The sequence below is a fragment of the Methylomusa anaerophila genome (assembly GCF_003966895.1).
GTDB lineage: Bacteria > Bacillota > Negativicutes > Sporomusales > Sporomusaceae > Methylomusa > Methylomusa anaerophila.
Genome location: NZ_AP018449.1, coordinates 3,716,289 through 3,729,281, shown reverse-complemented (window position 1 = coordinate 3,729,281; position 12,993 = coordinate 3,716,289). Strand labels below are relative to the sequence as shown.

The 12,993-nt window shown below is 46.9% G+C and carries 11 protein-coding genes; 1 reads left to right on the top strand and 10 read right to left on the bottom strand.

From position 1 onward, the window contains the following. Positions 1-281 precede the first annotated feature (281 nt). Entirely contained in the window at positions 282-1,583 is a 1,302-nt protein-coding gene (locus MAMMFC1_RS16730; protein ID WP_126309631.1) for an aspartate aminotransferase family protein, read from the top strand. Here the strand turns inward: MAMMFC1_RS16730 and MAMMFC1_RS16725 are convergent. The 10 genes from MAMMFC1_RS16725 to MAMMFC1_RS16680 all read right to left on the bottom strand — a co-directional run bounded on the left by MAMMFC1_RS16725 (position 1,580) and on the right by MAMMFC1_RS16680 (position 12,974). After that, positions 1,580-1,882, bottom strand: coding sequence for a hypothetical protein (locus MAMMFC1_RS16725; RefSeq protein WP_126309630.1), 303 nt, complete (start codon positions 1,880-1,882; stop codon positions 1,580-1,582). The genes MAMMFC1_RS16730 and MAMMFC1_RS16725 overlap by 4 nt on opposite strands. A gap of 330 nt (positions 1,883-2,212) precedes the next feature. Beyond that, positions 2,213-2,647, bottom strand: a complete 435-nt coding sequence (locus tag MAMMFC1_RS16720) for a cell division protein SepF (RefSeq protein WP_126309629.1) — start codon at positions 2,645-2,647, stop codon at positions 2,213-2,215. 163 nt (positions 2,648-2,810) lie between these two features. Next, positions 2,811-4,532, bottom strand: coding sequence for an adenosylcobalamin-dependent ribonucleoside-diphosphate reductase (locus MAMMFC1_RS16715; RefSeq protein ID WP_126309628.1), 1,722 nt, complete (start codon positions 4,530-4,532; stop codon positions 2,811-2,813). 62 nt (positions 4,533-4,594) lie between these two features. Further along, entirely contained in the window at positions 4,595-6,409 is a 1,815-nt protein-coding gene (gene typA, locus MAMMFC1_RS16710) for a translational GTPase TypA (protein ID WP_126309627.1), read from the bottom strand. 147 nt (positions 6,410-6,556) lie between these two features. Further along, positions 6,557-8,173 carry an MBL fold metallo-hydrolase RNA specificity domain-containing protein gene (locus MAMMFC1_RS16705; RefSeq protein WP_126309626.1) on the bottom strand — a complete coding sequence of 539 codons (1,617 nt, stop codon included), beginning with the start codon at positions 8,171-8,173 and terminating at the stop codon, positions 6,557-6,559. Between the two features lie 181 nt (positions 8,174-8,354). Continuing rightward, positions 8,355-9,281 (bottom strand): UDP-N-acetylmuramate dehydrogenase, encoded by a 927-nt coding sequence (gene murB, locus MAMMFC1_RS16700; protein WP_408631252.1) that lies wholly within the window; start codon positions 9,279-9,281, stop codon positions 8,355-8,357. A 183-nt stretch (positions 9,282-9,464) separates the two neighbouring features. After that, positions 9,465-10,346, bottom strand: coding sequence for a TIM barrel protein (locus MAMMFC1_RS16695; protein WP_126309625.1), 882 nt, complete (start codon positions 10,344-10,346; stop codon positions 9,465-9,467). Positions 10,347-10,389: 43 nt separating this feature from the next. Further along, a complete protein-coding gene (gene trmL / locus MAMMFC1_RS16690) occupies positions 10,390-10,848 on the bottom strand; it encodes a tRNA (uridine(34)/cytosine(34)/5-carboxymethylaminomethyluridine(34)-2'-O)-methyltransferase TrmL (protein ID WP_126309624.1) in 459 nt (152 codons plus the stop codon). Between the two features lie 126 nt (positions 10,849-10,974). After that, positions 10,975-12,051, bottom strand: a complete 1,077-nt coding sequence (locus MAMMFC1_RS16685) for a hypothetical protein (RefSeq protein WP_126309623.1) — start codon at positions 12,049-12,051, stop codon at positions 10,975-10,977. Continuing rightward, positions 12,048-12,974, bottom strand: coding sequence for an acyl-CoA dehydratase activase-related protein (locus MAMMFC1_RS16680; RefSeq protein ID WP_232035487.1), 927 nt, complete (start codon positions 12,972-12,974; stop codon positions 12,048-12,050). Before MAMMFC1_RS16680 ends, MAMMFC1_RS16685 begins: the two co-directional genes overlap by 4 nt. Between the last annotated feature and the right edge of the window lie 19 nt (positions 12,975-12,993).

The window sequence follows — 12,993 nt, the reverse complement described above, 5'->3', positions numbered from 1 at the left end:
AGTAGGTAAGCTAAGCGGATACAAGCTTACTACTCGTTAAGGTGAAAACTACTGAATAACTGTCATCCGCGGCGCTGCCAGGGATTCCGAGGTCCTCAAAATACAAACCCGTACGCCTCCGGCCTCGAAATCTCGTCGCGCCTAGCATCTAACGATTTCTAAGCAGTTCGTGGCAATCCATGATCTGAGCAAATACGAAAAGATGTGAAGAATGAAGTTTCTCCACATCTACGAAAGTTTCCACATCTTCCCCAGATTATAAGAGTTGAGGTGATTCATTTATGAACCATGGGAAACAGGCTTTTCTCGGTCCGGAGGGAATACTGGAGAAAAAACGGGAGTATCTCATTCCTTGCGTGTATCATTTTTATAGTAAGCCGATGCAGTTGGTCCGGGGAGAGATGCAATATCTTTATGATCATACCGGCAAAAAATATCTTGATTGTGTCGCCGGTATTTCCGTTATAAACTGTGGGCACTGTCACCCGCAGATTACCAGGGCAATCTGCGATCAGGTTAATACGCTGCAGCACACTACCACCATTTATCTCACTCAAAACATCGTCAACCTGGCTGAGCGTCTGGCTTCAATCACTCCCGGACGCCTGAAAAAATCTTTTTTTTGCGCTAGCGGCACAGAAGCCAACGAAGGAGCTGCCTTACTGGCATCTATTTTTACAGGCAGGCATGAGTTTATCAGCCTGAGGCAGGGTCTGCACGGCCGAACTAAACTGACAATGAGTCTCACCGGCCTATCCATGTGGCGGACCGACACCAGCCCGGTGGGCGGCATAAGCTTCGCTCCCAACGCCTATTGTTACCGCTGTCCGCTCCACAAAAGCTATCCCGAATGTGACCTGGCTTGCGCCAATGAAATCGAAACAGTAATTAAAACTTCTTCCTCCGGCCAGGTGGCAGCTATGTTTGCGGAACCGATCCAGGGAAACGGCGGTATCATCACCCCGCCGCCAGGCTATTTCAAACGGCTCAAGGAAATACTTGAAAGCTACGGCATACTCCTTATTGTCGATGAGGTGCAGACAGGATTTGGCCGTACAGGCAAAATGTTTGGTATTGAACATTACGACGTGGAACCTGATATCATGACGGTGGCCAAAGCTCTGGCTAACGGCACCCCGGTGGGAGCCTTTATGACCAGAGATGAAATCGCCGCCGCTTATACACGACCCGGCGCTTCTACTCTGGGCGGAAATCCGGTTACCGCCGCTGCCTCGCTGGCTACCCTGGATGTCATCACCAATTCGAACCTTCCTGCACGGGCAGCGGAATCAGGATCCTATTTAAAGCAAGGTCTTGCCAGCCTGCAGCAAAAATATTCCCTTCTCGGTGATGTTCGTGGTTTGGGCCTTATGCTGGGCGCAGAGCTGGTGCGTCCGGACAATTCACCGGCAGCACAGGAACTGGACAATATTATGGAGAATATGAAGGACCGGGGTTTCCTTATCGGCAAAACCGGTCCCGATCGCAATGTTTTGACCTTCCTGCCGCCTTTGGTCATTAATAGAGAGGATATGGACAGCCTGCTAAATAATCTGGAAGATGTGCTCAAATCAGGGTACTAACCTCGCATGGCCCGAACCATCCGAATATTCTTGCGGCTGCGGACCTCTTTTGTTCCCCCGCGGCGCCTGTCTAAACCTGTCAACTGACCTTTGCTTGGATGACCGGCAGCTAAATGCATAGCGTGAGCCCAAAAAACAACTAAAGCAAAAACAGCCCACACGCCGGCAAATGCCCGTCCTGTACTTGACACCAAAAAACCCGGAAGATTAAGAGAAAACAAAATCAACATCGCACACAGGGCGATGAGGCTGATCAAAGAAGCAAACTGGCTGACCCTTTCCCTAAAAACTGCCTTCATCAGAGTCCTCCCCCCACATCTTGAAATTTTGAACCTCTAGGATAAACACGGAAGCCATTAGTGCAAACATATGCGAGAAAGATACTTTTTATGCCATATTTAAACATAAAGAGGAAAAGCTGACTCCAAAGCAATATGTATTTAAAACTGGAAGTAAAAAAATAAAAGCGCGAGTGTCTGCACTTGTGAATGGGTGCAAGCTTGCGCTTTTTCATATCAATATATTTATATCCGCATAATGAATTGTAGCTAATGGATTGCGGATTGCGGATTATTGTTTTTTGAACATTTACTTTTGACAGCCTCTTTGAGTTTTATTGAATTTGTTCGTTATTCACCTTTTACCCGCACATAGGTAGGAACAGAATAGGCATAAATCTTTTTGTCAATTTCAATGTTAGCATAGGCATAAATTACAACCTGCTCTGATACTCGCTGGACCATTCCCCCTAAAATGTAACACACACCATTCAAAAAGTCACTGATTCGCTGCTGGGTTTCTGAATCTACCTGATGATAATTTACGACAATAGCTGCATTAGACTTCAGATGATCTGCATATAATTGCACATCATCGAAACAAGTAGGCACGTCAACGAATATTTTTAAAACAGCGGCAGTATGTACCCGCAGGTGATGTTTCCGTTCAGTCGCTTCCTGAATATTTTCCCGTCCGTTCATCGCAGTTGAACTTTCCGGCTCCGTAGCCGTTTCTTCAAGCGGCATTAAAAAGTTTGTCAATTTATCAATTAAACTAAATGCCATATTATTGCCTCCATACACCAAATTTCAATGGACGCCAATTTATGGTAACATTTCGACAAACTTTTGATAATTCCTGCTATGTGTATAATGATTGTCAAAATATAATTTAATTGGTTTATATTTCCTATTATTTCCTATTATTTCCTATCATTCAGGACTACCGCTACTGACTGCCGCATTCCTCGCAGGCTTCTGCCCCCTGGGTAAGAACCTGCTGGTCTCTGCTGCCGTCACGATATACTGTTACTCCTTTACACCCATTGATAAAAGCTCGCCAAAATACATTGGCCACATCCTCGCGAGTTGCATTATGCGGTAAGTTTACGGTTTTGGACACGCCGTTATCGGTGTGGCATTGGGCTGCCGCCAACTGCGCCACATGCCATTCGGCGCTGATTTCGTGGGCAGTGGCCAGAGTTTGTTTTACAGGTAAAGGCAAATTCAAACCCGCCACACTTCCTGTACCCATAATAGCGGCCTCTACTTCATCCGACCACAGATTTCCCTTAATTAAGTAATCGACTACCACTTGATTGACACTGGCTATCAGACGCCCGTCAAGCACCCGCCGGGTCATGGCCAAACCGAAGAGCGGTTCAATGCCGCTGGAACATCCGGCAATTATACTAATACTGCCTGTGGGCGCAATGGTTGTAACAGTGGCATTACGCAGAGTTTTAAAGCCCAGTTTGGGGTAGATGCTGTTGGCAAATTCAGGGAAGCTGCCTCTCGCTTCTCCTAATTCGGAGGAAATTCTCCTGGCCTCTTCCGTTATGAAGTGCATAATACTCGCAGTCATATCTACCGCTTGTTGACTGGCATAAGGAATGTTAAAACGTATAAATAAGTCAGACAATCCCATAATGCCTAAGCCAATTTTCCGGGTTAGCCCGGTAGCTCTTTCCACTTCAGGCAGTGGATAGTTATTAACATCAATGACATTGTCGAGAAAGCGTACCGCCAGACGGACAGTCCGCCGCAGTTTTTCATAATCAAAAACTACTTTTTCCCCGTCCACCGGTAAAAGCATTTTTGTAAGATTGATGGATCCTAAAACACAAGATTCATACGGTAATAAAGGCTGTTCAGAACAGGGATTCGGCGCCTCAAATTCGCCTAAAGCCGGGGTGGGATTAGCCCGGTTCACTGCGTCAAGAAAGAAAAGTCCCGGTTCACCGTTTTCCCATGCCATTTCCGCCAAAAGATCAAATAGCTCCCTGGCCGCTACCCGTTCAGCTATGGTATTGTCACGAGGATTAACAAGACTATAGTCGTCGCCCTTTTTTACAGCCTGCATAAATTGGTCGGTTATTCCCACAGATAAGTTAAAGTTATTCAGTATATCTCTTTTTCGCTTAACAGTAATAAACTGCCGGATATCAGGGTGGTCGATGCGCAGAATCGCCATATTGGCGCCTCGCCGGGCCGCTCCCTGCTTGACAATTTGGGTGGCAGCGTCATATATTTCCATGAAAGATACCGGACCGCTGGCTACGCCGCCGGTGCTGTTAACAGTGTCACCTGCCGGTCGCAGCCGGGAAAAAGAAAATCCTGTTCCGCCACCGCTTTGATGAATGAGGGCGGTATTTTTCAATGTTTCGAAAATACCGGCCAATGAATCCCCGATCGGAAGAACAAAACAGGCCGCCAACTGTCCGTTGGTTTTGCCGGCATTAAACAAGGTAGGCGAATTGGGTAAAAATTCAAGGCCGGCCATCAGACGATAGTACTCCTGACCGGCTGCTTCGCTGCTACAGCCATAGAAAGACTCTGCCCGGGCAACATGGCAAGCCACTCGCCGGAATAACTCGCCGGCAGTTTCATTATCTTTAAGATATCTGGCTTTAAGAACAGTGTTGGCTTCCAACGTTAGTACCGGTTCCATCCTAGTCCCCCCAGAGGGTGGTTCAAAACGCCTATTTTGAACCACCCTCCCGAAATTTTGGTTTACTGTTGAGCGTTTTTCCGCTCACGTCCCCTGGTATGGCGGTCAAGAATTGCTTTGCGCAAACGAATGCTTCGGGGAGTGATTTCAACCAGTTCATCATCGTTAATATATTCTAACGCTTGCTCCAGGCTTAATACCCGGGGTGGCGTAAGTCTGATAGCATCGTCGGAACCGGATGCGCGCATGTTGGTAACATGTTTTTTCTTGCAAGGGTTGATATCCATGTCCATTTCACGGGAGTTTTCCCCGACAATCATCCCCTGGTATACTGCCTGTCCAGGGGCTAAAAACATAATTCCCCGTTCCTGGACGCTATTAATGCCATAACCGGTAGTTTCGCCATCCTCAAAAGCAACCAAGGCGCCGCGTGTGCGTCCGGGAATGTCTCCCTTATAGGGAGCATAACCATGAAATACATGATGCATAATACCGTTACCTTTAGTATTAGTCAAAAATTCGGAACGAAATCCAATTAGTCCCCGGGCAGGAATGATAAATTCCATGCGCAAGTAGCCGGCCAATTCAATCATATTAACCAATTCGGCTCGCCGGGTGCCAAGGGCTTCCATGACGGATCCCATAAATTCCTGTGGTACATCGATAGTCAAAAACTCCATCGGTTCACAATGCTGCCCGTTGATTTCCTTGTAGATCACTTTCGGTTTGCTGACCTGCATTTCGTAGCCTTCGCGCCGCATGGTTTCAATCAGTATCGACAGATGCAGTTCACCCCGGCCAGCCACTTCGAAGACATCCGGGCTGTCTGTTTCCGTAACATGAAGACTTACGTTTGTCTCCGCTTCCCGAAAAAGCCTGTCTCGCAAATGACGGGAAGTAACATACTCTCCTTCTCTGCCGGCAAAAGGACTGTTATTGACAGAAAAGAGCATTGACAGCGTGGGTTCATCAATACGAATGGCCGGCAGTGCTTCGGGACTGTCAGGGTCGGCCACCGTATCGCCTATATTTACATCCTCTAAGCCGGTAATGGCAATAATATCACCCAGCGCGGCTTCGTTAATCTCCGTACGTTTCAGTCCTTCATAGCTATATAGGCGGCTAATTTTAGCTTTCACCTCCGCCTCCCCATTCACCAGCAGAACGTTTTGCCCGCTCGTTATACGCCCGCGCACCACCCGGCCAATGGCAACACGACCTACATAATCATCATAATCCAGCGTGGTAATCATCACCTGCAGCGAACCGTCGATATCGCCCTGGGGACTAGGAATGTTTTCCATGATACATTCAAACAAAGGAACAAGGTTGCCGCTGTTCTCGGCCATGGCCATTTTAGCTATACCGTCCCTGGCGGCTGCATAAACAACAGGAAAGTCCAGTTGATCATCGTTGGCTTCAAGTTCAATGAAAAGTTCCAAAACCTCGTCAACCACTTCTTCGACCCGCTGGTCCGGACGATCAATTTTGTTAATCACAACAATAGCTTTCAACTTTTGCTCCAGAGCTTTCCTGAGCACATATTTTGTTTGCGGCATCGGCCCCTCAAACGCATCAACAAGGAGCAAAACCCCATCCACCATATTCAGGACCCGCTCCACCTCACCGCCGAAATCCGCATGGCCGGGTGTGTCCACAATATTAATCTTCGTTCCTTTATACATTACTGCGGTGTTTTTGGATAAAATAGTGATTCCACGTTCTCTCTCCAGTTCGTTAGAGTCCATAACCCGTTCAGCCACCTGCTCATTGACGCGAAACACACCGCTCTGCTTTAGCATAGCATCCACCAGGGTGGTTTTTCCATGATCGACATGGGCAATTATCGCAATATTGCGTAGCTCGGTACGATTCATATGCCGTCCTCCTCAAATCAAAACAAAAAGGATGCATCCGGTATCTTCGCATCCTTCCGTAGTCTCATGCACATTTCAATATATTATACACGCCGCCAACTGTCAAATTAAATTTATAATAATTAATTCCCCATATTGTATATCACATCATATTACATCATCGATAGTCTTTTTGGCAAAAGTCCGGATTTTTTTCAAACAGCGAAGAATTTCCTGCCCTTTACTATTGCCGCTGCCAACAACACTGACTTCTTCCAATCTTCGCCGGTAGTCCACGAATTCTCTCTCCATTTCGTCCAATAAATCGCGAAGTTGCTGCATTACCGGGTCTACCATAATGAAGTGGGAAGGTTCAATATGGAAGTCTTTGCCATCAATGAGCGCTGAATCGGTATACTTGGGGATGTAGGTCGAAACTTCCAAGCGTTCCTGAAGAAGTATGGCAAACGGTTCAGACATATCTTTCTCGCCGTGAACAATGAAAATATTAGCCGGTTTGGTTTTAAAATTACTTAACCAAGCGAGTAGCTGATCCCTATCCGCATGAGCGGAGAAGCCTTCTAGGTTATAGATTTTGGCTTTAACACTAATATCCTCCCCCATGATTTTTACTTTCTTGACTCCGTCCAGTAGGCGTCTGCCCATGCTTCCCTGGGCCTGATAGCCAACAAATAAGACAGCGCATTGCGGCCGCCACAGGTTATGTTTCAAATGATGGAGAATGCGTCCGGCATCAGCCATACCGCTGGCGGAGATGATAATGGCCGGTCGGTCCATTTTGTTAATAGCTTTCGATTCTTCGGAAGTTTTGGTGAAAGTAAGCTGTGGCAAATATAACGGATTATCGTGCTCAGAGTAAAACATATCATAGGCTTCACTGTCATATTCCTGAGTATTGTGCATGAATATGTCGGTGGCGGAAATAGCCAAGGGGCTATCAATAATGACCGGAATGTCCGGAATCAGTTTGTCTTTAAAAAGCTCGTGAAGGTAGTACAGAATCGTTTGCGTACGGCCAACGGCAAAGGAGGGAATGATAATATTGCCGCCTTTGCTTACGGTATCGTTAATTGCCTTAGCCAGAACCTCCACCGGGTCCTCATCATCATGCTCCCGGGCTCCGTATGTAGATTCAACGATTATGTAATCGGCATGGTCAATTATCGTCGGATCTTTAATAATCGGCTGATCGGGCTGGCCAAGATCGCCGGAAAACAACAGCTTAACCGTTTTACCATTTTCCGTGACCCAAATTTCCAGCATGGATGAGCCGAGTATATGACCGGCGTCCTGAAATTTGACCGTAACTTCCGGCGACAATTTCAGCTCTGTATTATAGGCCACTGGTGAAAACTGTTTAAGACAAGAGTAGGCGTCATCGACCGTATACAAAGGCTCAACAGGTTTTTTACCAGCCCTTTGCCCTTTTCTGTTAGCTATTTCTGCTTCAAATTCCTGGATATGACCGCTATCCGGCAACATGATGCCACAAAGCTCAACAGTTACTTTGGTAGCATGAATGGGCCCTTTAAAGCCGGACTTGCAGAGGCGGGGCAACAAACCACTATGATCAATATGAGCGTGGGTTAATAGTACGCCGTTAATAGAGGCAGGATCATAAAAAAAAGGTTGGGAGTTCAAAGCGGTAATCGCTTTCGACCCTTGAAACATTCCACAGTCCACTAAAAACTTCCCCTCCCCAACTTCCAGAAGGTAAGACGATCCGGTAACCATACCGGTTGCACCCAAAAATGTAAGACGCATTATATCATCCCCTTTACAACAAAATCAAGACTTATTCCTTATCACTGATCTCTCGTCTTCTTCAGATAGTCCACTAGTTCACTAGATGAACATCTTTTGTTACACCTGCGACAATATTTAGGCGGAGCAAATATCGCAATGCTCCGCCTTTTTCATGATCCAGTCATGGTTTATTCCTGGTTTATTTTTCACCAATCACCCGGATCTCAGGCTGTAAAGTGACGCCAAATTTTTCGTACACCTTATCTTGCACATGATTAATAAGCGCCAATACTTCTCCCGCCGTAGCACCTCCTGCATTCACAATAAACCCTGCGTGTTTCGTTGAGACTTGTGCTCCGCCGATAGCAAATCCCTTCAATCCCGCTTTTTCAATCAAGGTACCGGCAAAATGCCCCGGCGGACGTTTGAATGTACTACCGGCACATGGCATTTCCAAGGGCTGTTTGGTCTCACGCATAAGTGTAAGATCACCCATCCGGCTGAGAATGAGACTATTTTCTCCATTATTAAGTGTAAGTTCCACTTCGCAGATAATACAGCCATTTTCCTGAAACACACTACGGCGGTAACCAAACTTCAATTCGTTCTTGCTGAAGCGCTGTACTCTGCCATCGGCACAAACTGCCGTGGCGGCGGTGACAACTTGGCTTATTTCCCCTTCGTAAGCCCCCGCATTCATGAAAACAGCGCCACCGATACTGCCAGGAATGCCGACAGCAAATTCAAGGCCCGTTAGTCCTTGCCGGGCAGCATATTTGGATACGTCCGCAAGCAAGGCGCCGGCGCCGGCGGTAACAGTACAATTGAAATGCTTGATGCAGCTGATTTCCCGGCCAAATTTCAAGACTAAGCCACGTATTCCGCCATCCAGCACCAGGACATTTGAACCGTTGCCCAAAACAGTGACAGGTATATCATGCATCCTCGCGGCATTCAACACGTCATTCACTTCATTGGCAGACGCCGGAAAAACCAGATAATCTGCCGGACCTCCAATTCTAAAAGTAGTATGTCGGGCTAATGGTTCCCCTAATAGAAGGCGTGATGGCGGAATAATTGACTTTAATTCATTCAAGAAGACTGGTTGCGTGTCCGCTTTTGTCAGCACTTCATTTTTCAGCAAATATATCCATTCCTTCTGCGACAGCGTCGCTATTTATTTCGCAGACATCCCCCATGATCAGTCATGGACAATCAATCGTAATCCTCCAAATATCACAATTTATCTTATGCACGCACATTTAACATTATACTTCAAAGCCGATTGCCTCGCATCAACTGCTATGAACTACTTAGAAGTCGTCAGATAATTATTGCTTTTATTCAACATAGCCCTATATGCATCCTGCATAATTTTTGCATCCCTTGCCTGAGTACCCGCTGATTCACAGATAATTCTCGGAGTATATTTTCGTTCAGCAATGACGGCCAGTAGGGGTTCATGGGGCGGACCATAAGGGTCCTGAAATGTCCAGTGTCTTTTTTCGCCTGCTTTGGTAAATTCGATTCGGCTAAAATGGATGTGCGCGTTTCCCGCAATGTGGCTGCCGAGGACCTCCTCTACCCGGTCAAATACTGATTCAAATTCTTCTTTTGTTGTATACCGGCCGCCGCTAACCGCATGGAGATGGCCGAAATCGATTGCCGGAATCATCCAGTCGGCCATTTGGCAGAACTCCAAGACTTCTTCCAATGTACCCAATTGATTTCGTTTACCCATAGTCTCAGGCGCAAGCAAAATATTATTTAATCCCCGGGCCACGACTGACTCTAGCACTTTGGCAAACGCCCCCTTGGCCGTTTCCATGGCCTGCGGCCGCCCTTGCTTGCCAATGCCGCCGATATGGAATATTACCCGGTCGGCTCCCATCCACGAAGCAATCTCCAAAGTCTTTAGAAAGTGTTTTTGGGTATTGGCAGCCGTAGTTTCGTCCTCTGTCGCCAAACTTATGTAATATGGTGCGTGTATACTAAGTTTCACACCATATTGCGCAGCTTTTTCACCAACTAACCGGGCTGTTTCTTCCCGGACATTCGCCCCGCGGCTGCATTGATATTCATAAGCGGTTAAATTTTGACCCGCCAGCCACGCCGGCATTTGAGCCGATGCCTTAAATCCGGCTTCATAGAAGGCGTCCGGATTACCTGCTGGTCCGAAATGGGCAAACATTCGATCACCGTCCTAGTACTAACTAATACTGCCTTTTTACCAATCAATCCAAGCCGGAAAATTTTTGCTGGCGTAATGCTTCGTAGGTAACAATAGCAACGGCATTGGATAAATTAAGCGACCTTGCGCCATGAATCATTGGGATGCGGATACAACTTTGACTATTGGCTGCTAAGACCGCTGGCGGTAAACCCGCCGTCTCCTTGCCGAACACCAGCATATCATCCGTACAATAAGTGATTTCGGAGTAATGTCTGCCAGCCTTAGTCGTGTTAAAGTAAAAACGGCGGTCCTTGTATTTTTCCGTCACCTCAGTAAAATTCTCATGTACATGCACCTTAACCAAATGCCAGTAATCAAGACCAGCCCGTTTTAAATACCGGTCTTCAATAGAGAATCCCAAGGGTTTCACCAGATGTAATTCACAGCCGGTTGCCGCGCACAATCTGGCTATATTTCCGGTATTACCAGGTATTTCCGGCTCAACGAGCACAATATGCATAAGTGATCCAACTCCATCTAATTCCCATCACAAATTTAGTTATGCCAGAGACTAAATACCAAAATTAATTAATTCTACACAAAATACAAAAATCCTACCCGCTGGAGCCTGATGGAGTAGGATTTCTTAATGTTTGCGGCTTCGCTGCCGCCTGATCAGATCAGTAAAGGCCTCCAACCTGGTTACCAGTCCGGCTTCTCCGGATTGCTCGTCAAAAGCCAGGGACAATACCGGGATCGAACAGTGGGCACTAACCTGGGGCAATATGTTTTTCGCAATAATTTCCGGCATACAAGTAAACGGAAACACATGTACAATACCATCAAATCCTTGCTGCCCCATCTCTACTGTACAACCAATGCTTTTAATCGCATGGCCGCCGACATAATGGCCAAGAAAGGGAGTTGCTAAACCGATGATTTTATTGAAGGCTTCCCGATACTTCCTCGTTTTCAATAAATGGGTATGAACATAGTCGGTAAGATAGACATTTTTATGCACTTCAGCCCCCAATCGACCCAACTTAGCTTCCAAATCCTGATTTGCTATCGGTTCTTGCATTACGTATATTTCGCCTACCAGGCCTACTTTAATTACATCCTTATGCTCAGCCAGCGGCACTTCATCCAGTTTACAATCATAGTCTTCCCCTAAGCGAATCACTTCCTGTATGCTATCGGCAGCTGCCAATGCCGATACTCCCTGCAACAAAAGAGCTGCTGCCGTTCCGGGAGTCTTTTCCCGCGCCCGAATTCGATTCAACTTATTTTGCAATCTGTCAATGATATCCATTTTAGCTCCCGCCAGCTTGAATGCATAATATATTTTTCGCCAACTCTTCCCCGGGACAAAACGGTGCAAGACTTGCAGCACATGAAAAAGACTCGGCTCTACGGCAACCATCTCAAACCGATAACCCAACTGCTCCAGAATTCCTTTCTGCACTTCAGCATAATAACCCAACCGGCACGGTCCGACGCCGCCACAGGTGATAATAGTGTCCGCTCCCTGCTCCAGAGCCTCAATGAAATTGCCTAAGGTAATTTTCAGCGGCAGGCAAGCCGTCTCCGGAGCGTATTGGGACCCTAACTCCATAGTCTTCTTTGTTATTGCCGGCGGTGGCAGGGTTGCAAGATCCAACCCGGTTAACAGAGTATTGAGAACCACGCTCATTGTTCCCATATGGGGGAATGTTAAAGTCAATCTCTTTTCCTCCTCTGCAGCATGTCGGTAAATGCTTCAAGACGTGTGACTATTCCTGCATCCGCCGTGTGTTCATCAACTGACAACAGCATAAAAGGAACGTCAGCGGCAGACGCTCGCTGCTTGATGATTTCGCCTATTAATGAGTCCGGCCCGCAACTAAAAGAAGTCATAAAAATTAAACCATCCACTGCCGGCTGCTCAATCATGGCCAGCGCCGCACCGGCAAGCTGGTGGCAATAAGACCAAAATATCCGCTTATGAAGGCTGCCGGCCGCATGATTTGCCTGCCGGCGGCTGATCATCGCCGGAGTTATGACATCAGTCTCAAGCTGAGTTAATTTGTCTATAATACCCATACTGATTAGCGGGTCATGAATCAAATAGGAATGACCGATCAGACCTATCCTGAGTCTCATTCCGGGAGAGCTTGAATTGCGATAAAACTCCCACCGGTTTTTGCCGCTGCAAGCCCGATACCAGGCTTGCAGGCAGGACCAGGGACTCTTACCGAGCCTGCGTCCGATATTCACAACTGCTTGATACAAATGTCCTTTACCTTGTTTTAAACTTACGTCAACAGAAAGCAACTCAGGCAAATCAGGCACATTACCACGCAAAAGGTCCGGCAGTCCAATCAGTTTGGGACAAGTGTACTGTCCCGGAGACACACTGATAATTCTTGGCACAAACAAATACTCCACGCGGCGGCATAAATGAAACACATGACCGAAGTACACCTTAAGCGGCAGACATACTTCATCGATCACTCCGCCCAAATCGAGAGTCTCTTTGGTCGTAGGCCCTGAAACAATAACTTGGGCCCCAAGACTCTCAAAAAACTTAACCCAGGCCGCACCGTAGTAATAATATAGAAGGCCTCGCGGCAAACCGACAACCGGCTTATGAACAATACCAGACAACTAATGCTCACCTCTTTGG